Raw genomic sequence first — 21,949 nt, forward strand, 5'->3', positions numbered from 1 at the left:
GCCAAACATGGCAACCATGGGCTCCTATACCTCAAGGCCCGGCATCAATATTTTGCGATCACGGCTAGCGGGCAGTCACGCTAAAAAGACCATTAACGTCGATTTGGGCGTCATTTAAGGTCTGATTTGCCGCAAAGACGCTATCCATTCAGGGAATTCCACAGCGCATAAACCGGGTCCTGATCGCCACGGCAGCCTTTATTCATCGCTTCGAACATGCCTGCATTGAGCAGGTCTTTTGAATCTTCAGACATCGCCCAGTCCATGACGAAGCTGCGCTCGGCGATTTTCCACTCCCCGTCGCGGCGCTCATAACGATCGATGTAACGACCGCCAATCAACCGATCCTCAGGCGAATCCCCAGGAATGCCCTGAAAGGCCATGACGTAACTCTCACCCACGGCGGCATCACCGTCGATTTCGATCCAGTGATTGGTCACTGTGTGCGCGGTGCACATCCCGCTGATCGCCGGCAGCACGGTATCGGCAAACTCCCGGGCGCAACCGTTAAACACACCTGACATAACGACGGCATCATCGTGGAACGCCGACAGCAGGGTCTCAACATCACCCCGGTCGGCGCCACGGCAATAGCGATAATTCAACTCGGTAATCGCCTGGTGAGACAGGGCGTGATCTATTGCGGTATCGGTCGCCATGGCGTTGCTCTCCTGTTGCGGTTTTTTGGTCGCGGCATAAGCCATAAGCAGGGTATTGCCCGCGTCTGCAGTGTGATGACCGCCCCGAGGCGGTGCGCCCACCAGCGCAAAGGCCGGCGGTGTATCCTGTTGGCCCGCCGGGGGATACTGGATACACCAATCGAGAATGTACTGACGATGTTGCATTCGCCACTCGCCATTCTTATGGCTGTGCTGGTCAAGATAGCGCCCGCCTACCAGATGGGGCTGCGCATCACCGGTAGTGGGCATCACTACATAGGCGATAACGTAACTTTCGGTCACCGCCCGATCGCCACTGACCTTGCACCAGGTATTACTGGGCCGGTGCAGGGAGATCGGCGCACTTGCCTGAACCGGGGTGAGGAAGCCGGCGAACTCGGCGGCGCTTCCCGCAAATACACCGTAATCGACGGTACCATCATCGTGATAAGCCTCTTTTAACAGAAGCTCATCGGCTCGATCGATACCCCGCGCATGCTGCGCCAGCCGCTTTTCAATGTGTTGTTTAGCAATCAGTGAATCAAGCATCGTAGCCGTCCTCATGGCATCACCACTGTCATACCTTGGACCAGGCAGACTTCATCTCGACGTCGACCACTGAGGCGCAGGCCTCGCGGGCAAAGACACCGGCTACCGGTCGACCGTCGCAATGGATTAACTTTCCAGTCGATAGACCCAGGCACCGCAATGGTCCAGCCCCGGCCTTGCCAATATCTGCATTCATACCCCGTCTTTCCTTGCGCTCTGCGCCGCTTTTTTTAGTTATGTTGCCACAGACAACGCCACCCCTTAGTTAAGGCGTCACTTTCGATAAAGCTTCACTATGCCGGTCGTGACTTGCACGACAAACATGCTTGATTGTTTTGAAAGTAATTGAGCGGGCGAGCAGGTGTCAAGCTGGCGTGACACCTGTCAAAACGGCTGGTACGGCGATAACAAACAAACTTGCTTGTTTTATCAGTGGTGGCTGGTATATTCGGAACAGTGCGCGCTGCGGGAGGGGGTCGAGCCGCGCTGGTTGCTCGCGATTGAGACGCAGGCGCAGAGTAATGAAGGGCATCCCGGTATTCGAACACCAATGACACAATGAAAACAGCGGCGAAAACAATGAATAATATTGAAAGCACAAGCTACCGCAATGCGACGCTGGCCGAGCGCGCACGACTACTGGCTGATGAACGCAACCAGGAAACGGCTATCTTTTTTGGCAACGGCAGCACCCTGTCCTTCGCCGACGCCTATCGCGAGGGGCGAACCCTCGCAGCTGCACTCCAGAATATGGGCCTTGCAGCCGGCGACACCCTCAGTTTCCAGCTACCCAATACCCGCGAATCGGTGATTGTGGCTATCGCTGCTTCCCTTGCGGGACTGATTATTAACCCTATCGTCCCCATTTATCGCGGTAAGGAACTCGGTTTTATCCTGAAGGATGCGCAAACCCGGGTTCTCTTCATCCCGGCAACACTGCGCAATTTCAACTACGTCGAAATGACGACAACGCTTCGCTCCCAGTTACCCGACCTGTCAACGGTGGTTGTCGTCGGCGCATCGGGAGCACTGCCCGAGGGTTTTGTCGACTTCGATAGCGCAATGACAAGTGCCAATGCGGATCAACTCAGCGACGTTGCGGTGGATCCCGATGACGAGAAGATAAAGCTCTACACGTCGGGCACCACCGGAAACCCGAAAGCCGTTCGACACAGCCACAATACCCTTGAAAAAGCGCTTATGAACGGTGTCAGTGGCTGGTCCATGGACAGCAATGACCTCATGCTGATGCCATCGCCGGTAACCCACATCACCGGTTACGCCAATGGCATCGAACTGCCCTTTTTTAGCGATTCCAAGTCGCTGCTCATGGAGGCCTGGGTGGTCACAGAGGCCGTCGAATTGATTGAGAAATATGGCGCCACTCTCTGTGTCAGCGCGACACCATTTTTGCGCGAGCTCGTCGACACTGTAAAGCGCAGGCAAACATTGCCCGGGTTCTGGTATTTGCGTGCGGCGGCGCCTCAGTACCCCCCAAGCTGATTTACGACACCAAAGAAGTGCTTACTGACTGCCAGGCCGTGAGAGTGTATGGCTCTACCGAAACGCCGCTGGTCACGGTTGGGTTTCCAAGGCCTGAGGATATTGATCTTGCCGCCAACACCGACGGAAAAATACACAACTATGAAGTCATTGTCTGCGATGACGACGGCAATGATCTGGGACTGGAGCACGAGGGAGAATTACTGATTCGTGGGCCTGCCATGATGCTCGGCTACGCCGATGCCGATCAAAACAGCGCGGCCTACGATGACAATGGCTTTTTCCGTACAGGCGATATTGGCAAGCTGCTGGCATCGGGGGCAATTTGCATCACCGACCGCAAGAAAGACATTATTATCCGCGGCGGTGAAAACCTGAGCGCCCGGGAAATTGAAGAGGCGATTGAGCTTCATCCGGCGGTCGCCGAAGTCGCCGTTGTCGCCGCGCCCCACCAACGCCTTGGCGAGGGCGTCGCCGCCATTATTGTATCGACCCCGGGTGCTACAGCGCCTGATCTGGAAGCGCTGAGCCAGCACATGGCAACGCTCGATGTCGCCAAGCAGAAGTGGCCGCAGCACGTCGAGCAGCGGGCGGAATTACCCAAAACCGCATCGGGCAAGGTGCAGAAGGAAGTACTCCGAAGGGAACTGAAAGAAAAAAATATTTCACTGTAGAACGCCGACCTCACCAATAAAGACCGGCTTGTAACGGCACAGCAAAACCCTTAACACAGGGTCGTAACTATCAGCAGGAAGCAAAATATGACGGACTACGCGGCATTTCGTTTGGAAGTGCGCCAATTTCTCGAAGCGTCACTCACCCCGGAGCTCCGACGCGCGGGCAAACTGACCACCAGCGTCTTCTCGGATTTTGAAAGTAGCATGGCCTGGCAGCGAATTTTACACGCGAAGGGCTGGGCAGCTCCGGATTGGCCCGAAGAGTATGGCGGCCCGGGCTGGGATATTCACCAGCGCTATATTTTTCAGGAGGAGTGCAAGCTCGCCAATGCCCCGAGCATTATTGCAATGGGTATCCAGATGCTTGGGCCGCTGTTGATGAAATACGGTACCGAGGCGCAGAAAACCGAGATTATCCCCCGTATTCTGTCGGGTGACGATGTCTGGTGCCAGGGCTACTCTGAACCTGGCGCGGGCTCCGACCTTGCGTCGCTGAAAACAACGGCTGAGCGCGATGGCGATCACTATCGTGTCAACGGCACCAAGATCTGGACCAGCCTCGCCCAGCATTCCAACAAGATCTTTTGTCTGGTGCGCACCAACAAGGACGTCAAGCCACAGGCGGGGATCAGCTTCCTGTTAATGGATATTGACCTGCCGGGAATCACCATTGACCCGATCGTAAGCCTCGATGGTCAGGTCGAGCAGTGTCAGGTGTTTTTTGAGGATGTCGAAGTCCCCGTGACCAACCTCGTCGGCGACGAAAACGATGGCTGGTCGGTGGCCAAGTCACTGCTCGAATTCGAGCGCGGCGGGCACAACTTTACAATTGATATCAAGAAACAACTGGGCAAAGTTCGCGACCAGGCGCTGCGAATACGCGGGCGCGGCGGAAGACCCAAGCTGGAGGATCCTGTTTTCAGGACGCAATTGGCGGAAGCCGAAATCGAAGCGATGGCGCTGGAACAGACTGAGCTGCGCATCAAAGGTTCATTTGCCGCCGGCGGCAACCCCGGCGCGCTGTCCTCGCTGGTAAAAGCCGTGGGTACCGAACTATCCCAGCAATTCAATGAGCTGAGTGTTGACGCGGTCGGACGGGCGATTACCCCGTACTTTCCCGAGGGTCTCGACCCACATTTTGAGGGCGAAACACCCGTGCCCGACTACGCCACAACCACAATGGCCGAATATATCAACAACCGGTCGGCGACGATTTACGGGGGGACTGCTGAAGTCCAGCGCAACATCATTGCCAAACAAATCCTCAAACTCTAGCGCGCAGTAATAAGGACATCTGAAATGAACGAAGAACAGCAGATGCTGCTCGACAGTGCCCAGCGCTACCTGCGGGACACCTACGATTTCAACAGCCGGCGCGACATGGCTAACTCCGAGCAGTACATAAGCACCACCCATTGGCAGGCCTTCGCAGAAATGGGTTGGCTGGCGATGCCCTTCGGCGAGCAACACGGCGGGCTGGGCTTTGGTATGGAAGAGGTCGCGCTGTTGTCGGAGGAGTTTGGCAAGCATCTCGTGCTTGAGCCCATGCTCGAATCCACAGTGGTCGCCGGAAGCGTTCTCACCTACCCCGGCGTCGCCGTCGAATCGAGCCACATCGATGCACTGGTGTCCGGTGAAAAAATTTACGCACTGGCACATCAGGAGCCCGATACGACCGCCGATATCGACAATTTGAGCGCCCACGCGCAGCACGTCGCCAATGGACTGAAAATTACCGGCAACAAGGCCTATATTTCCGCGGGGGCGGTCACTGACTACTTTATCGTCACCGCCAAGCTCGAGGGGCAGCTCGCCCTCTTTCTCGTGCCCAAGGACGCCGAGGGCCTCACGGTCACCCGCTACAAGACCTACGATGGTCGCTCCGCGGCCAATCTGGCCTTTGATATGGAGTTACCTTTTAGCAGCTTGATGGCGCGCGGTGATCTCGCCCGGTCCGCATTCATGACAATGCGTGACCGAGCCATTCTTGGAGCCAGCGCCGAGGCCCTCGGCGCGATGCAGGCGGCGCTGGACACCACCGTCGATTACACGCGACAGCGGGTGCAGTTTGGTAAGCCGCTATCCTCGTTTCAGGCCCTGCAACACCGAATGGCCAATATGCTGATTCAAATCGAGCTGTGTCGCTCGCTCGTGGGCGCGGCCTGCCGGGCGCTGGACGCCGGTTCGGAAGACGCCCGCAGACTTACCCTCGCCGCAAAAGTAAAGGTCACGTCAACGGCGCGAAAAGTCACGCAGGAAGCCATCCAACTCCATGGTGGCATCGCCACCACCGACGAGTACGTGGTCGGACATTATTTCAAGCGCGTAACGGCACTGGAAAGCTGGGTATGTTCGCGGGAGGATGCGCTGGTTGATTTCATCAGGCTGACCGACGCGGCCTGATACAGTGCTTATCATCAATAAGCGGTTCAATAACGAATAACACCACTGGGAGGTGGAGAATGGATTTAGGAATAAAAGGTAAAGTTGCACTGATCACGGGCTCAACCAAGGGTATTGGACGCGGTATCGCCGAGGCGTTTGCCGCCGAGGGTTGCCACGTCGGAATCTGCGCGCGCAATAGCGACGAAGTCGATGCCGCGGTCAAGGAACTCAGTGCCAGCGGTGTCAAGGTCGCCGGTGGTGTTGTCGATGTCGCCGACCCCGCCTCGCTTGAAACCTGGGTTAGCCAGTGCGTCGCCGAACTGGGCGGCGTCGATTTTTTTGTACCCAATGTCTCTGCCGGTGGTGCAGACGCCTCAGAGGACGGCTGGCGTGCCAACTTTGAAGCGGACTTGTTGTCCACGTGGCGCGGTGTTCAGTTAACCCAGCCCCACATTGAGAAATCCGAGTGTGGCGCTATCGTCGTCATTTCTTCGACCGCGGCGATCGAGGCCTTTGCCGGCGCCACGCCCTATGGCGCCATGAAGGCCGCGCTGCTCAATTACGCCGGCAACCTGGCCCATGACCTGGCGCCGAAGGGTATCCGTGTCAACTCGGTAAGCCCGGGACCGATCTTTATCGAAGGCGGCGCCTGGGATCAGATCAAGGAGGCCATGCCCGAGATTTATGAAGGTACGGTTGCCGCAATCCCCATGGGCCGCATGGGCTCAGCCCAGGAAGTCGCCGATCAGGTCGTGTTCCTGTGTAGTCCTCGAGCGAGCTTTACCACCGGCACCAACGTCGTCCTCGACGGCGCGTTTACCAAGGGCCTTCAGTTCTGATTCACAGCCGTTAAACCGGCCCCCGCCGATCGGCGGGGGCATTCCACCCCTTTTCTTGTCTGCCCGGTGACCGGGTCATCGACGCCATCTTCTGCGACCCTGGTTTCAGCGCGATCCCCGTATCAGGGTGCCGCAGTGATCAGCTGGTCCAGCTCCTCCAACGTCACAATGAGCTCCACCACCGGCGGAGATGTGCTGTTGAAGCTTTCTTCTGCCATGGGTGCGACGGCGCAGCTGTCTGGCATTGCCTGACCCCGCTCAATAATGCCGTGCATGGTGGGAAGAAAAATAAATTGTAGCCACTGGTAGAAGTCCAGCGTATCGACCGCGAACGGCTGTGCGGAAGCCAGCGCTTCTGCCGATGGCGGTGTCTCGTCCCAGAGGCGCAACTGACGCAAAGCGGCCTCCACATCAATCAACCGCGCGGCTATCTCAAGCCGATGATCTAATGACGTCATAGATTGACTGGCCTCCGTGGTTCATTCTCCTCTTCCCCACTCTTCGTACCCATCAGGGAGACGCTCACGGCGCCAGATTAAATTCAAATCGCGGTAGCGAATCCATAATCGCGCGCCCGTATCGGCGGGTAATCACCCGGCGATCAAGTAGCGTTACGGTACCGCTGTCGGTTTCCGTGCGCAAAAGTCGGCCACTCGCCTGCACCAGTTTTAAGGCCGCATCGGGAACGCTAATCTCCATAAAAGGATTGCGTCCCTGTCGCTCCAGTAACTCGGCATGGGCGGCCTCAAGGGGGCTATCGGGTACGGCAAAAGGCAGCTTGGCGATGATGACGTGATCGCAATAAACGCCCGGCAGATCAATACCCTCGGCGAAACTGGCAAGACCCAGGATCATGCTCGAATGACCCGCGTCAATGTGATCGCGATGCCGATCCAGCAATGCCCCTTTGCTCAGCGTGTCCTGCATGAGCACCAGCCTGTCAATCGTGGCCTCGATGCCGGCAGCGACCTCTTCCATCTGGCGCCTTGAGCTGAACAGCACCAGGGTGCCACGGTCGTTGGCGACCAATTGCGGCAGCAGCTCGATGAGCTCGACCGTGTGACCCGCGGCGTCGCTGGGATCAGCCGACATCGGGGGCACAATAAACTGCGCCCGCTTGCTGTCAAAAGGACTGATCACCTGCTTGAAACGCGCCCCCTGCGGCACTCCGGAGCGACTGCGAAAACGATCAAACGTACCCAGTGCCGACAGTGTCGCCGAGGTGACGACCGCACCGGCCACCCTCGACCAAATGTGCTGGTGAAGCAGATCTCCAGCAAGTACCGGGCTCGCCAGTAGCGTGATGCTGTCCTCGCTGCCCGAATGCCGCATCCAGCGAGCCCAGGGCTTGAGCTCATCCGGCTCAGCGGAATCGGAGTAGCTCGACCAGAGACCACACTGACTCTCAGCCCTGGCGACCATTGTGCCGGCGTTGACCAGTGCGATTTCGAGTAAATCCCGATTCTCCCCCTGCGCGTTTTCGAGGTGGCCTTCGATGCTCATTTCAAAGCGTTGGGCCAGCGAGAGGTGCTGGCGCCAGCTATCGGCCAACGGTGTTGCCATGGCGATAAGCTCAGTGGGGGCGATTCCATGCTCAAACCGATGGTCCCTGGATTCACCGTCCTGCTGATCAATGTAGTCCCAACACCAGGCGCCAACGCCGTCGAGTAGCTGATCGAGATCCATAGCGCTCGACTCAAGCTGCTCCAGTAACGCCAGGTCGCCGACTGACAGCCCCAGGGAATCCGCATCCCGGGCAATCCAACCGCCCGCATCACGCATCGACTGGCGCAACACGCCGATCGGGGCCGAAAGGGTAAAATGACTAAGGCACTTATCGGGTAACTGGTGGCCTTCATCAAAAATAATCAGGCAGTCCTCAGGCGCCGGCAGTATGACGCCGCCACCGAGTTTGAGATCGGAAAGCACCAAATCATGGTTCGTGACGATCACATCGGCGTCGAGCAGCCCATCCCGCGCCTTGAAAAAGCTGCAGTTGGTGACATGGGGGCAGCGCCGACCGGAGCACTGCACATGATCAGTCGTCACCGCCCGGCGAGCCGACGGCTCGAGAACCCCCGTCCAGTTATCAAGGTCCCCGTCCCAGCTCGACCCCGCCAAGGCATCCAGCATGGCCTCAAACACGGGCCCGGCATCGCTCAGACCCGACGCCCCCATCTCATCGGGATACAGGGGAATTAAAGGCGCAGTACCCGCGCGCCCTTCAAGCTGATGATCGAGTTTTTGCAGGCAGACATAGCGCCCACGGCCCTTGGCGAGTTGCACCCTGAAGTTGAGCCCGCTGTGGTGCAGAATGTCGGGTAGATCCTTACTGATGAGTTGCTCCTGCAACGCGACCGTCGCCGTCGCTATCACCAGCTGTTTCTGCCGCGCGCGCGCCACGGGCAGTGCGGCGACCGTGTAGGCAATCGTCTTCCCGGTTCCGGTCCCGGCTTCCACAACGGCAATCGGTTCCGGCGCCTGTGGATCACCCAGCGCATTGGCGATTTCTGCGATCATTTGCCGTTGGCCAACCCGTGGGGCAAGCCCTCGGGAGGACACCAATTGAAGATAAGCCGCGCGAATCTCTTCCTTCATCGCCTCATCGAGCAAGTTGGGAGACATCCTTGTGACAGGCCAGAGCCGTTTGAACCGGATTCGCGTAGCCGGTCAGCATCCAGTGCTGATGCTCAGGGTCGACCGCATCTACCCTCGCGGCAAAAGCCTCCCGGCTGACCGTACCGGGCTGCACGGGGAGATCCATCGGCACTGGCGCACCGTTGAGCTTTTCCCAGGCCCAGATATTGGTTGGAAACAGCGCGTAGTTGCGGTGCACCTGTCGATCGATCTCCCTCACAACGTCATCGACGTCTCCGGCGTTGTCAATCGGGTCGCCAAAAGCGATATGAATGCCCCCTTTCTGCCCCATAATGCCCCGGCCAATGGATTGGACATCCTCGTCGTCGGATTTCCGGTAGCTGCCGCCTGCCGCCAGCTCCGCGGCTTTCTGCCGGTCACAGGGGTCCAATTCGTAGGCGATGGCAATGGGCACAATATTGAGCGATTGCAGCACGGCGTCGGCCGACTCCAGCTTGCGATCGCGAGCCAGCGTCAGCATTTTTATGACAGCGGGTTCGGTGGCATCGATGCCATCCTTCGCGCGGCCTTCACGCTGCGCGATCCAGACAGACCCGCGATTTTCGGTAACCGTCGAGCGGATAAATCCAGCGAGTTGCTTTGACGCAGCCATGAGTTCACGTGGTTTTGAAATATTGCGTCTGACGATAAAACTCTTATTGAGGCGCATCACATCGGCAACCCAGGAGCTTTTAAGCAGATTGTCCCCAATCGCGATATTGACCGTTCGATGGCCTGCGCGATGCAGCGCCAGATTGGCACAGGCGGGATCCATGGCGATATCCCGATGATTACTGATAAAGAGGTAGGACTGGGATTTATCCAGCTTGTCGAGACCTGAAACCGTGAAACGCGCGGTCTCATCGATGATCCTGGTCAGGTGGGGTTCCAGCAATAACTGGAAATCACTGATGGTATGCAGACTCTTTGCCTGGCGGATCAGCCACCGCTGGACCAGCCAATGCGCAAGACCGGGCGCAAAACGACGCAAACCGGGCAGACGCAATCGCGCCATCGCCCGGGCAAACCCACTGTCGCGGGCGACTCGCGCCGCGACGGCTGGAACCTCGGCATCGGTATAGGGCCGAATATCGGCATAGGGGTCGTCTTCGGACAAGCGTGTCATCGTTGACTCGGCCGGCGCCTGAGGCATAAAAGGTTCATTGCCCTATTATCCTCGCCAAACGATCCGAGCCACAACCATTTGCGATCGAAACAAAGCACAACCTGCCGATTGAAACCGCCGAATGCACGATATTGGAGAAGCACACGCCTTAAAATGCCAACTTCCCCCCGGTTTCTGGTAGGCTTCGCCGCGATAAAGAACGTTTCATTTTGAGGACTTATAAATGGAAGCATCCAGCGCCCTGTTAATGACGCTCGGTGCAGCAACGCTGCTCGTGAGTTGGATCCTGTTATTGGTGGTTTCCTGGAAGGACAGCTACGCATGGGGTCTTTTCTCATTGCTGCTGCCCCCCGTCGGATATTTTTACGGCTTTTTTCGACTGGGCAAGGCGTGGCAAGTCATCGGCGTTGCATTGTTGGGCTGGATCCTGGTCTTACTCGCCTAACCCCATTTCTCTGGCCAATTGCTGGCCCTTAACGCCAAATAAGCCACACAAGCGCGCTGGCCGTGTTGACACCACGGCGTCCTTCAAGGATCATTGCGCGCCTTTTTAATGACCTCTATCGGAGAAAACCGTGGCCAATTCCCCCCAAGCCCGAAAGCGTGCGCGTCAGAATGACAAGCGCCGCCTGCATAACGCCAGCCTGCGTTCGTTTATGCGCACCAAGCTTAAGCACGTCTTCGCTGCGCTTGGCAGTGGTGATGCGTCAGCTGCAAAAGCGGCACTGGATGAGGCGGTACCCGTGCTCGACCGCATGGTCAGCAAAGGTATCATCGAGAAAAACAAGGCAGCGCGTCACAAAAGCCGCCTCAACGCCAAGGTCAAAGCCCTGGCCAGCTAACCCCGTCGTCACCCGGTGCCAAATCGAGCATCGAGGTGGCGATTAATCTCATTCTCCAGGGTTCGTCGGAACGGGCGCGCCAGCAGTCCCAGCTTGATCTTCCCCGAGGCGCGTCCGGGTTCGACGCACACCTCCCCCGCAAAGCCGCTGCCCGAGAAGCTTAATGTTCCGTCCTGGCGGGTGACCTTGGCGGCAAATTCCTCCTGCAAATAGGCCGTGAGGTCTTCAAGGGCCTCGTGACAGCCCGACTCATTGAGGGAGTGCGTGCGATTAATCCGTATCGTACTCATGTTAATTTCCCTGTTTGCCCCATAAAACAGCCTTGGCAACCCCACCGCAAGCGGCCAGCCCATTAAACTGTACCTATGCGAAGTGATTCAGACCACGACATAAGCGCCCGATTTTTGTTTGATGAGGCAGACATCCGGGGTGAGTCTGTGCGTCTGCAAGAAGCTCTGGCTGAGATGTTGTCGACCCATCCCTATTCCGCCGCCAGCAAACGAATACTGGGGGAGTTCGCCTGTGCGGCAGTCCTTATCAGCAATAATCTGAAATATCGGGGCAGAATTGTACTGCAGGCACGCAGCGACGGGCCACTGTCCATGGTAATGGTGGAATGTACCAGCGATCGCGAGATTCGTGGCATTGCCCGCGGAGACATCAGTGCTGACCCAGAAGACCACCTCGCGCTACTGAGTGAAGGTCAACTGGCTATTACTATTGAACGCGAGGGCGGACAGCGATATCAGGGAATCGTGGCACTGGATCGGGGCTCACTGGCCGCCACCCTCGAGGATTATTTTCTGCAAAGTGAGCAACTCAACACCCGATTCTGGCTTGCCAGCAATGGTGTCACCGGGGGTGGGCTTATGCTCCAGCAGCTACCCGCGCAGCTCGAGCAGGGTTCGGAGCAACGCGGCGAGCAATGGGCCAATGTCTGTATTCTGGCCGATACACTGACCACTCAGGAGCTCAATGGCGAATCTCCGCAGACATTGATTTACAGGCTTTTTCACGAGGAAACCCTGCGCCTTTTTGAACCGAAATCCGTGGTCTTTCACTGCAGCTGCTCTCGAGAGCGCAGCTTGAATGCACTGTCGGCGCTACCCGAGGGCGAGCTCGCTGAAATTATCGCGGACGAGGGCATAGTGAGCATGAACTGTGAAATGTGTGGCGTAACCTACGAATTCGCACAAAGCGACATACCCGGGCTCGCTAAGCCGAAGGTTCTGCATTAAAATCTTGGCCCCATTCGCCGCCCTGTAATTCGGATCTCCTATGACGACTGCCCCCAGCGAGAGCAACGCGCCCCAGAAGCACACCGATCTTTCATCTGCCCAGCTGATAGAGATGGCTCTGGCGCGCAGCGAGGGCGTACTGTCTGAGACAGGCGCACTGCGGGTAGAAACGGGGAAGCGAACAGGGCGATCCCCCGGTGACCGCTTCATCGTCAAAGAGCCCTCCAGCGAAGACGCTATTAACTGGGGCCCGGTCAATCGGCCGTTTGACGAAGACAAATTTGACGCGCTGTGGGATCGCGTTCGCACCTTCGCCGGCGAGTCCGACACCTTCGTGCAACATCTGCACGTGGGCGAACACAGCGACCATTATCTACCGGTCAAGGTGACCACCGCTACCGCCTGGCAGTCGCTGTTCGGCCGCAATATGTTCATCCGGCCCCAGGCCTATAATCCAGCGAACAAGCCGGAGTGGAAGGTGCTCAACGTCGCCAACTTCGTCTGTGACCCGGAGCGGGATGGCACCAACTCTGACGGCTGTGTGATTATCAATTTTAATCAGCGCAAGGTGCTGTTGGCCGGTATGCGCTACGCCGGTGAAATGAAGAAGGCGATGTTTTCGGTACAGAACTTCCTGCTGCCCGAGAAGGACGTCATGCCCATGCACTGCTCCGCCAACGTTAGCGAGCAAGGCGACGTAACACTCTTCTTCGGCCTCTCAGGCACGGGAAAAACCACCCTGTCTGCAGACCCCGACTACTACCTGATCGGAGACGACGAACACGGCTGGTCGAAGGGCGCAGTATTCAATATCGAGGGTGGCTGCTACGCCAAAACCATCGACCTGAGCCACAAGAACGAGCCGGTGATCTGGGAGGCAATTCGCTTCGGTGCCATCGTCGAGAATGTGGTGCTCGATGACCACCGCGCCCCCGACTACAGCGACACGAGCCTCACCGAAAACGGCCGATGCTGCTACCCGTTGGAGCACGTCGATAAGCGCACCGAGACGAACTCCGGAGGCGAACCCAAGTGTGTGATTTTCCTGACCTGTGACGTATCCGGCGTTTTACCGCCTGTGTCGATTCTATCCAAGGAGGCCGCTGCATTCCATTTCCTGTCAGGTTATACCGCCCGCGTAGGCTCGACCGAAGTCGGCGCTGAAGCCGGTATACATCCCACGTTTTCAACCTGCTTCGGAGCCCCTTTTATGCCGCGGCCAGCAGGAGATTACGCTGAGTTATTAATGAAGCGTATTGAGGACTTTGGCAGCCAGGTTTACCTCATCAATACCGGATGGACCGGAGGTTCGGGCGCCCCGGGCGGATCGGGCACCCGATTCCCAATCCCCGTGACACGAGCGGTAGTTCACGCCGCGCAGAGCGGCGCCCTGCTTAACGGCCAAACCAAACATATCGACACGCTGAATCTGGATTTCCCGGCGTCTATTCCTGGTGTTGATCCTAAATATGTTGATCCCAAAGCCGGATGGAACGATCCCGCGGCCTACGAGGCCCAGGCTCAAAAGCTGGCTCAGCTGTTCCAGGCCAATATCAAGAATTTTGATGTCAGCGATGCGATCATCGCGGCCGGCCCGAAGGGCTGATCGATTCAACTAAACCCGTCGACCGCCCGAGGCTTGAGCGCAGTATCCACGACGCAGTAAATTCGGGCTTAAAACAATCATGTTTGTTTGTTATGCTGTCGGACGGTAACTATGAGGTCCGCAGCGGCCCGGAGTGATAATGCCCGCCAAAGAGCGTCTCGACCTGAATGAATTTGCCTGGATTGCGATGGAGTCGCCGTCACGGCCCATGCACGTGGCCACCCTCCTCGTTTACTCGCTGCCCGAGGACGCGGAACCCGACTTTCTGAATCAGCTGGTAGCGCATCTGCGCCAGTCCACCGAATTCGTCAACCCTTTCAATAAGATACTCCGACGCCCAACACCGCTGAGGCCCTATCCGGTCTGGGAACGCAATTACGATCTGGATCTCGAGTACCATGTGCGCCACCTCGCCCTCCCAAAACCCGGAGGTGAGCGGGAGCTCGGCATGCTGATCGCAAGGCTACATAGCAACCCCCTCGATTTTTCGCGTCCGCTGTGGGAGTACCACATTATCGAGGGTCTGGAGAACAACCGCTTCGCTGTCTATTTAAAGATGCACCACTCCATTGTTGATGGCATTGCCGGTGTCCGCATGCTGCAGCGCTCCATGTCCAGTGATCCCGACGACACCAGCTCACCAGCACTCTGGTCCGCGCCTATACCCGAGGAATTGTTCGAGGATAAAACGACGACCTCACGCTTGCGAAGAGCACTGACCGGAGCACGACGCTCCGCAGCATCAGCCACCCATGTGGCGCGTCAGCTTTACGACACCCTGAAGGCAGGTATCAACGACAAGGACCCCCTGCTGCTGCCCTATCAGGCGCCGATGACGATATTCAATGGCCGAATCGGGGGGCAACGCCGGTTCGCCACCCAGAATTACGACTTCGCCAGAATTCGCAAGCTGTCCAAAACCGCCGGCTGTACGGTTAACGATATTGTTCTCGCCATCAGCGCAGGCGCCTTGCGCCGCTTTCTGCAGGAGCAGAATGCACTGCCCGGCAGACCCCTGGTGGGTGGTATTCCCGTATCGCTGAAACCAAAAGACGACCAGAGTGCAGGTCCGGCGGTGTCCTACGCCATGGCTAATCTGGCGACGAACATAGCGGACCCCAAACGCCGGCTAGAAGTCATCTGTGAGTCCACCCGCCGCGCCAAAGGTGTTCTGCAGGACCTTTCCCGCGAAGAAATCGAAAACTTTACCGCTATCATCATGTCGCCGAACGCCATGCAGACATCGCTCAATCTTGAGGGCAGAACGCCTCCCGTCTTTAACGTCAATATATCGAACGTACCGGGGCCTACCGAACCCCTTTATCTGCATCGCGCGAAACTCGAGGCGATGTACCCGGTCTCCGCAGTCACACATGGCCAGGCGCTCAACATCACCTGTTACAGCTATAACGGCTCACTGAGTTTTGGGTATTCGGGTTGCCGGGACAGCGTGCCTCGTTTACAGCGTCTGGCTGTTTACTCGGGCGAGGCCCTTGAAGAGCTCGAAGCAACGTTTCTGCCGGACCCGGGCGTGGTGGACATCGGCACCGCGAAAGCGGCCCGTGGAAAAAAAGCATCGGCATGAAGAGGCGCCCCAAACTCACCGAAAAACCGATCCAGCCACCGGGCTGGTTGCTGTCTTCGCTTGACGGTCCGCGCATGGCCTGGGAGACCGCTTGCCTCCTCTATTGCCCCACGTGGTTTGCGGCACTCCCCAGAGGAGATGAACACCCCGTTATGATTATTCCCGGCTTCGCCGGTGACGACACCTACAACATGCCGCTGAGTTTTTTTCTGAGGCGTCTGGGTTACCACGCTGTAGGCTGGAAACAGGGGCGAAATCTGGGTCACAGTACCGTCGATCCCCAGTCGCTAGGGATGCGTGTTGCCAAACTGAATGAGCACGAAGGGCGCAAGATCACCCTGATCGGGCACAGCCTCGGTGGCGTATTCGCCCGTGAAGTCGCACGCGAGCACCCCGAAAGAATCCGCCAGGTGATTACTCTCGCCAGCCCCATCGGTATCCAGCGGGACCATGCATCGGGCCTGAATGCGGTATATGCGCGCCTCAACCGTGAGCCGGGGCAAACCGATGAGAGTCTGTGGCACCTGCCGCCGCCGGTACCGACGACCGCGGTGTATTCGCGCACTGATGGAATACTCGACTGGCGCGTCAGCCTGCAGTCGAGCGGCCATGACCAGACTGAAAATGTGGAGGTCTACGGAAGCCACAACGGTATGACGCTGAATCCGATGGTCTGGGCGCTTATCGCCAATCGACTGGCGACACCCCTCGATAAATGGCGACCCTTCAAGCGCCGCGGAGTGCTCTACTGGGCGTATCCCAAACCCGCGTGGCAGGCCACCGCACTCAACTGCTACCCCGACTAGTTCCGCTTACGCGCTCCGGCCTCCAGGCTTCCCCTGTCTTACATCACCGTCGCTCAGCCCCCAGTGGTAAAAATCCGCTTTTAGAGTGTGGATTCTAAAATTAGGCGCCACACTCGATCCAACGTCAGAGTAGGGCAACACGCCTAATCGACATACCACTGAATACAGCAGGAGAGTAATCATGGCAGAACAAGCCAAAGTAACCCCCAAATCCAAGACAACCGCCAAGCGTAAAACTGCGGCGAAGCGAAAGACGACTGCGAAGAAAACGCCTGCGAGGAAGACCACCGCAAAGCGAAAAACTACCGCCAAGCGCAAGCCCGCAGCCAAGAAGTCTGATATGCGTGCCACCGCGATCGAAACCAGCCGCAATGCATTGCGTGCCGGCCTCGGTGTCTATGGCAAGGCCTACGATCAGATGATTGACCAGTTCGAAAGCCTGCAGAAGCAGGTAGACGACGCACAGGATCGTCTTGATTCACGTCGCAAGCAGGCTGAAGACCTCTACAAGGCGCTGATCAAGCGCGGTACCGCCGTTGAGAAAGAAGCCCTCAAAGTACTGGAAGATCTTGAGTTCGACGCCATCGCTGATCGCGCCAAGCTCGAAGCACAGATGGACAAGGCCAAGGCTCGCTTTGAAGAACTGCGCGCCAAGCTCGTCAAGACCGCGTAACACCACTTAGGTCCAATTTTTTTGGGGGCTTCGGCCCCCTTTTTTTATTGTTAAGCTGCACCGATATCAAACTCGGTGATTGCTTTGAAAACCAAAGACCGGATTCTCGATACAGCGCTGGCTCTATTCAACGAGAACGGCGAACGCAATGTAAGCGCCAACGACATAGCGCTGGAATTGGATATCAGCCCCGGTAATCTGTATTACCATTTCAAGGGCAAGGACAGCATTATCAGTGCGCTCTTCACGACCGTGCAGCGCGAGCTGGTCGCCGTACTGGGCGCCCCACTTAACGACCCCTCCCTTTTCCATGACGAACAGACAGCGTCAATAGAACGTAGCTGGCTGTTTCTGACGGTGGTGTTCGAACATATGTTTGACCACCGCTTTATCTTTATCAATATGATTGACCTGATGCAGCGTTATCCGGAGATTGACCGGGGCATTCGACGCCTTCTGAGCCTACAGCGAGCCGCCTGCTTTGCAGTGGCTTCGGATCTCGTCGGTGGTCGACTTCGCGGCGATAAGGATCAGCGCCTGCTGAGTCTCGCAGACGCCATGACAATGAATATCGTGTATTGGCTCTCGTACGAGCAGTTGCGTCGCCAGGCCGAGGACCGTACCCAAACTGTCCATCGCGGCGTGCTGCAGACGCTCTCATACTGCGCCCCCTACCTCGGTTCGGAGGCGCAGGATTTCTATGACGATTGTGAACGCCTTTACAGCCAGATGCTTGCAAGCGACGACGGCTGATGTTTCGATCCTATGCACCCATGGAATCGTAACCAGAAATGATTCATTCAACCGGAAAAGGAAACAACCATGACTATAGCCAAAGGCGACAAACTCCCCGAAGCCACTCTGATGGTAATGGGCGAAGAAGGCCCCGCACCGATTACTACCGGCGAACTCTTTAATGGCAAAAAAGTACTGCTGTTCGCCGTGCCCGGCGCATTCACGCCCGGGTGTTCCATGACCCATTTACCCGGCTTTGTCGTCAATGCAGACAAAATCAAAGCCAGCGGCGTCGACAGTATTATCTGTATGTCGGTCAACGATGCCTTCGTCATGGATGCGTGGGGCAAGCAGCAAAATGCCGAAGCCATCACCATGCTCGCCGATGGTAACGGGGACTTTACCGAGGCCCTAGGCCTCGTGCTCGACGCTCGCGGCTTTGGCCTTGGCACGCGCAGCAAGCGCTTCGCCATGATCGTTGAAGACGGTACCGTCACCGCACTGAATATTGATGAGGACGGTGGTGTCGACGTCAGCTCCGCTGAAACCATGATGGCGCTGTTGTAAACCAAGTGGGCGGTGGTATCAGACAAGCGCCCAATAAATGAAACCTGATATCACCGCTGCTCCCAACACGTTGGCAACGACTCCCTCCCGGGCCATTCGGGAAATGGTCAGCAAGTCCGTCCCGTAAACCACCGCATTGGGCGCTGTGGCTACGGGAAGCATGAACGCGCAACTGGCACTCATTGCTGCAGGTAGCATCAGCAGAAGCGGTTCAACATCCGATGCCAGCGCCGCGGCAGCGAGTATTGGCATCAACAGCGCTGTGGTCGCCGTATTCGACGTCGCTTCGGTGATGAAAGTGACCAGCAGGCAAAGCATCAACAACATCACAATCGGTGGCAATGCCGTGACTCCGGTCATGGCTTCTCCTGCCAGGCCACTCAGACCGGACGCCACCGATGCCTTGGCCAAGCAGATACCGCCAGCAAAGAGCAACAATACGCCCCAGGGGATGGTTTGTGCCTGCTCCCAGCTAATCAGCGGCTTGCGCTCGGCATCTCTAACCAGGAATAAGGCGATCACGGCGAGAAATGCGACTGAGGCGTCATTGGCGGATTCCAGCCCCGACCATGCGCGCCAGCCGCCAAATGGCTCTGCGCGGGTCATCCAGGCCAGCGCCGTCAGCGCGAAAATAATCAGCACTCGCCGCTCGGCACTGCGCCATTGGCCCACTGCCGGCAGGGAGACGGACAATCGATCGGGCAGCCCCCGGGTGAGCCACAGTCCGACTAGCGGAACCAGCGTTATCACAATCGGCAATCCCCAGCGCATCCATTGGGTAAAACCAATGGACTCGCCAAATACCTCTTCATAAACCTGCATTAGAATGAGGTTCGGCGGCGTACCAATCGGTGTTCCGATACCACCGATACTACAGGCCCAGGCGAGCCCCAAAAGCAGCGGCGGCGCCAGCTTTTTCGGATCATCGCTGCTGTGAATGACCGCCAGCGCCACCGGCACCAGCATCAGAACCGTGGCGGTGTTCGAAATCCACATGCTGAGGCAGGCGCCGGCTATCATGAAGCCAAAAATGAGTCTTCGGGGACTGTGACTGCCCACCAGATTTACCACGCCCAGGGCAAGCCGCTGGTGGGCTCCGCTGGACTCCATTCCCCGGGAAAGCAGAAAGCCGCCGAGTAGCAGCAGAATAAGGGGCGATCCATAGGCCTGCGCGGTCTCTGCGGGTGTCAGCACACCGAATAAAGGCATCAGCGATAGCGGTAACAGCGAGGTCACTGGAATCGGTATGGGCTCAAAAACCCACCAACAAATACACAGTACGCCAACTGTCGCAGTGACCACCAGCGCCGTCGAATGGCCGAACCCGGCGAGTGCCAGCGCCACAGCCAGAGCTATAACTATCCCGGGGAGGGGTGAGCGTGACGGATGGAACATTGGTGACGGTAATCCGCTTCCTATAAGTGAATGGCATGGTCACCCACAAACCAGGGGCTGTAAATCGCAAATACCGCGAGAATCGACAGCTCTGCGATCAGGTCTCCTGCCCAAGCAGGATTATCAGTTAAACTTCGTCTATGACTGATAGTGTTCCCAACACCCTGGTGGATGGCTTCGGACGCCACGTCGAGTATCTTCGCCTGTCGATTACCGACCGCTGCGATTTCCGCTGCCAATATTGTATGGCGGAGACCATGACGTTCCTGCCCCGGCGCGAGGTGCTGTCGCTGGAGGAGCTCGAGCGCGTGGCGCGGGTGTTTGTCGATCTTGGCGTTCGTAAGATACGCGTCACGGGGGGTGAACCTCTGGTTCGGCGGGGTGTTGATGAGTTCCTGGCGAACCTCGGCAAAGTACCTGAACTCAGGGAACTCGCCATGACCACCAACGGCAGCCAACTCGCGAGCCGAGCGGTCACCCTGCGCGAAAGTGGGCTATCCAGCGTCAATATCAGCCTCGATACGCTGGATCCGGCGGGCTTCACCGAGCTGACCCGAACCGGAAAACTATCGCAGGTTATTGCAGGCATCGATGCTGCCGTTGCCGCCGGGATTCCCCGTATTCGGCTCAACGCCGTCATTCTCAGTGGCCAGAATGAAGACCAGGTCATACCGCTTACCGAATTTGCCATCGAGCGCGGTATCGATATTGCCTTCATCGAGGAGATGCCCCTGGGGCAGGTCACGCAGGGCGGCAAGCCATTGGCACTGTTTGACTCAGATTCGGTTCTTGACCTGCTACGCGACCAGTGGCAACTCAATGCGACCACTGCAGGCCCACAGTCGGGGCCTGCACGGTATTTTGCCATCGAAGGCAGCGACTCGCGCATCGGCGTGATTTCACCCCACAGCAACAATTTCTGCGGCGCTTGCAACCGGCTGCGTGTTACCGCTGAGGGGCGCCTGTTGCTGTGCCTCGGTAACGAACATTCCATTAGCCTGCGCGACCTGATGCGCCAGGGTTACACAGACAGCGAGCTCAAGTCTGCTATTGCATCAGCGCTGGCGGCCAAGCCCGAACGACATCACTTCGATGCACCCGATGAACCTCAAATTATCCGCTTTATGAATGCTTCCGGCGGGTGACTTCAGCCCGGCGATCTTGCGTTGAGTAACCGAACGAGGAGTTGATTATCAGCCAATACCCAGGCCTCGGGGATATTGACACTATCACCGATAATTTTGAGCAGGCCGGCTACATCTGCACCCGTCGTATCGCGACGGTGGTCTATCTCGCCGCCGCCCTCAACAAGCCCATTTTGGTGGAGGGTCCGCCGGGAGTCGGTAAAACGGAACTGGCCAAAACCTGTGCCTCAGTGGTCGCCAGACCCCTGGTGCGCCTGCAGTGTTACGAAGGGCTGGATGAAGCCAAAGCACTGTATGAATGGAAATACGGCAAGCAGCTTCTTTACACCCAGGTGCTGAAACAGCAGTTGGCTGAAATCCTTTCAGGCGCTGTCGGGCTCAGGGATTCCATGCAGCGACTGCATGAATTTGGTGATGTCTTCTATTCCCCGGAGTTTCTCGAACCAAGACCGCTGCTGCGCGCACTGGAGCAGCCCGACGGGGCCGTGCTTCTGATTGACGAAGTTGACAAGGCGGACTTCGAGTTCGAATCGCTGTTACTCGAGGTGTTATCGGACTTTCAGGTATCCATACCCGAAATCGGCACTATTGAAGCCAAATCCAAGCCCATTGTGTTTCTGACCAGTAACGACACGCGGGACTTGTCAGATGCCTTGAAACGTCGCTGTCTGCATCTGCATATTCCGTTCCCCTCACTGGAACTCGAACGCCAAATAGTGACCCAGCGGGTGCCCAATGCCTCGGCTACCCTGACCGATCAGTTGGTCCGTTTCGTCCACGCGGTTCGGGAGCTGGACCTCAAGAAAGCACCCGCCATTTCGGAGAGCATCGACTGGGCCAAGGCATTGCTGCTGTTACATGCGGATCAGCTCGATACTCACCTGGTGCACGATACCCTGAACGTGTTGCTGAAATACGAGGAAGACGTCGCCACCGCCGAGGGCAGTTTGCATAAACTGCTCGGCCCTGCTGTTAGATGACC

22 protein-coding genes and 1 pseudogene are annotated in these 21,949 nt (G+C 57.4%); 16 read left to right on the plus strand and 7 right to left on the minus strand.

What is annotated here, in order from left to right; genetic code table 11:
• Positions 1-140: 140 nt before the first annotated feature.
• Positions 141-1,208, minus strand: coding sequence for a nuclear transport factor 2 family protein (locus NOR51B_RS03015; RefSeq protein WP_009019029.1), 1,068 nt, complete (start codon positions 1,206-1,208; stop codon positions 141-143).
• Positions 1,209-1,236: 28 nt separating this feature from the next.
• Positions 1,237-1,404, minus strand: coding sequence for a hypothetical protein (locus NOR51B_RS15350; protein ID WP_009018843.1), 168 nt, complete (start codon positions 1,402-1,404; stop codon positions 1,237-1,239).
• 383 nt (positions 1,405-1,787) lie between these two features.
• Between NOR51B_RS15350 and NOR51B_RS14780 the strand changes: the two are divergent.
• The 5 genes and pseudogenes from NOR51B_RS14780 to NOR51B_RS03040 all read left to right on the plus strand — a co-directional run.
• Positions 1,788-2,887, plus strand: a pseudogene (locus NOR51B_RS14780) (AMP-binding protein); the annotation flags it as partial.
• A gap of 48 nt (positions 2,888-2,935) precedes the next feature.
• Positions 2,936-3,385, plus strand: a complete 450-nt coding sequence (locus tag NOR51B_RS15840) for an AMP-binding enzyme (protein ID WP_326544572.1) — start codon at positions 2,936-2,938, stop codon at positions 3,383-3,385.
• Between the two features lie 87 nt (positions 3,386-3,472).
• Positions 3,473-4,663, plus strand: coding sequence for an acyl-CoA dehydrogenase family protein (locus NOR51B_RS03030; RefSeq protein ID WP_009020093.1), 1,191 nt, complete (start codon positions 3,473-3,475; stop codon positions 4,661-4,663).
• A 24-nt stretch (positions 4,664-4,687) separates the two neighbouring features.
• Positions 4,688-5,791 (plus strand): acyl-CoA dehydrogenase family protein, encoded by a 1,104-nt coding sequence (locus tag NOR51B_RS03035; RefSeq protein WP_009021529.1) that lies wholly within the window; start codon positions 4,688-4,690, stop codon positions 5,789-5,791.
• A 59-nt stretch (positions 5,792-5,850) separates the two neighbouring features.
• Positions 5,851-6,612, plus strand: coding sequence for an SDR family NAD(P)-dependent oxidoreductase (locus NOR51B_RS03040; protein WP_009019706.1), 762 nt, complete (start codon positions 5,851-5,853; stop codon positions 6,610-6,612).
• Between the two features lie 122 nt (positions 6,613-6,734).
• Here the strand turns inward: NOR51B_RS03040 and NOR51B_RS03045 are convergent, their stop codons facing one another.
• The 3 genes from NOR51B_RS03045 to NOR51B_RS03055 all read right to left on the minus strand — a co-directional run bounded on the left by NOR51B_RS03045 (position 6,735) and on the right by NOR51B_RS03055 (position 10,375).
• Positions 6,735-7,070 carry a YqcC family protein gene (locus tag NOR51B_RS03045; protein ID WP_009021635.1) on the minus strand — a complete coding sequence of 112 codons (336 nt, stop codon included), beginning with the start codon at positions 7,068-7,070 and terminating at the stop codon, positions 6,735-6,737.
• 64 nt (positions 7,071-7,134) lie between these two features.
• Positions 7,135-9,237, minus strand: coding sequence for an ATP-dependent DNA helicase DinG (gene dinG, locus NOR51B_RS03050; protein ID WP_009019201.1), 2,103 nt, complete (start codon positions 9,235-9,237; stop codon positions 7,135-7,137).
• Positions 9,215-10,375, minus strand: a complete 1,161-nt coding sequence (locus tag NOR51B_RS03055) for a 1-acyl-sn-glycerol-3-phosphate acyltransferase (protein ID WP_040482282.1) — start codon at positions 10,373-10,375, stop codon at positions 9,215-9,217. Before NOR51B_RS03055 ends, dinG begins: the two co-directional genes overlap by 23 nt.
• 223 nt (positions 10,376-10,598) lie before the next feature.
• Between NOR51B_RS03055 and NOR51B_RS03060 the strand changes: the two genes are divergently transcribed.
• Together NOR51B_RS03060 and rpsT are read left to right on the plus strand one after the other, a co-directional pair.
• Positions 10,599-10,820, plus strand: a complete 222-nt coding sequence (locus NOR51B_RS03060; protein ID WP_009021385.1) for a hypothetical protein — start codon at positions 10,599-10,601, stop codon at positions 10,818-10,820.
• A gap of 130 nt (positions 10,821-10,950) precedes the next feature.
• Positions 10,951-11,217: a 30S ribosomal protein S20 gene (gene rpsT, locus NOR51B_RS03065; RefSeq protein ID WP_040481670.1), complete on the plus strand. Its 267-nt coding sequence runs from the start codon at positions 10,951-10,953 to the stop codon at positions 11,215-11,217.
• A gap of 8 nt (positions 11,218-11,225) precedes the next feature.
• Here the strand turns inward: rpsT and NOR51B_RS03070 are convergent, their stop codons facing one another.
• Complete coding sequence (locus NOR51B_RS03070; protein WP_009021007.1) at positions 11,226-11,507, minus strand: polyhydroxyalkanoic acid system family protein; 282 nt, start codon at positions 11,505-11,507, stop codon at positions 11,226-11,228.
• A 75-nt stretch (positions 11,508-11,582) separates the two neighbouring features.
• Between NOR51B_RS03070 and hslO the strand changes: the two genes are divergently transcribed.
• From hslO to NOR51B_RS03105, 7 genes are all read left to right on the plus strand, one after another.
• Positions 11,583-12,455, plus strand: coding sequence for an Hsp33 family molecular chaperone HslO (gene hslO, locus NOR51B_RS03075; RefSeq protein ID WP_009019158.1), 873 nt, complete (start codon positions 11,583-11,585; stop codon positions 12,453-12,455).
• 40 nt (positions 12,456-12,495) lie between these two features.
• Positions 12,496-14,061 (plus strand): phosphoenolpyruvate carboxykinase, encoded by a 1,566-nt coding sequence (locus tag NOR51B_RS03080; RefSeq protein WP_009018930.1) that lies wholly within the window; start codon positions 12,496-12,498, stop codon positions 14,059-14,061.
• Between the two features lie 139 nt (positions 14,062-14,200).
• Positions 14,201-15,646, plus strand: coding sequence for a WS/DGAT/MGAT family O-acyltransferase (locus NOR51B_RS03085; protein ID WP_009018883.1), 1,446 nt, complete (start codon positions 14,201-14,203; stop codon positions 15,644-15,646).
• Positions 15,643-16,452, plus strand: coding sequence for a lipase family alpha/beta hydrolase (locus tag NOR51B_RS03090; RefSeq protein WP_050759407.1), 810 nt, complete (start codon positions 15,643-15,645; stop codon positions 16,450-16,452). Before NOR51B_RS03085 ends, NOR51B_RS03090 begins: the two co-directional genes overlap by 4 nt.
• Positions 16,453-16,633: 181 nt before the next feature.
• Positions 16,634-17,125 (plus strand): hypothetical protein, encoded by a 492-nt coding sequence (locus NOR51B_RS03095; protein ID WP_009020509.1) that lies wholly within the window; start codon positions 16,634-16,636, stop codon positions 17,123-17,125.
• Between the two features lie 84 nt (positions 17,126-17,209).
• Entirely contained in the window at positions 17,210-17,878 is a 669-nt protein-coding gene (locus NOR51B_RS03100) for a TetR/AcrR family transcriptional regulator (RefSeq protein WP_040482284.1), read from the plus strand.
• Positions 17,879-17,947: 69 nt separating this feature from the next.
• Positions 17,948-18,427: a peroxiredoxin gene (locus NOR51B_RS03105; protein ID WP_009020596.1), complete on the plus strand. Its 480-nt coding sequence runs from the start codon at positions 17,948-17,950 to the stop codon at positions 18,425-18,427.
• A gap of 18 nt (positions 18,428-18,445) precedes the next feature.
• On the opposite strand, the gene NOR51B_RS03110 is transcribed toward NOR51B_RS03105, so the two are convergent.
• Positions 18,446-19,822 carry an SLC13 family permease gene (locus NOR51B_RS03110; protein ID WP_040481674.1) on the minus strand — a complete coding sequence of 459 codons (1,377 nt, stop codon included), beginning with the start codon at positions 19,820-19,822 and terminating at the stop codon, positions 18,446-18,448.
• 140 nt (positions 19,823-19,962) lie between these two features.
• On the opposite strand from NOR51B_RS03110, the gene moaA reads away from it, so the two are divergent.
• Positions 19,963-20,967 carry a GTP 3',8-cyclase MoaA gene (gene moaA, locus NOR51B_RS03115; RefSeq protein ID WP_040481677.1) on the plus strand — a complete coding sequence of 335 codons (1,005 nt, stop codon included), beginning with the start codon at positions 19,963-19,965 and terminating at the stop codon, positions 20,965-20,967.
• Positions 20,968-21,008: 41 nt separating this feature from the next.
• A complete protein-coding gene (locus tag NOR51B_RS03120) occupies positions 21,009-21,947 on the plus strand; it encodes an AAA family ATPase (protein ID WP_009018864.1) in 939 nt (312 codons plus the stop codon).
• The last annotated feature ends 2 nt before the right edge of the window (positions 21,948-21,949 follow it).

The sequence above is a fragment of the Luminiphilus syltensis NOR5-1B genome (genome assembly GCF_000158175.1).
Taxonomy (GTDB): domain Bacteria; phylum Pseudomonadota; class Gammaproteobacteria; order Pseudomonadales; family Halieaceae; genus Luminiphilus; species Luminiphilus syltensis.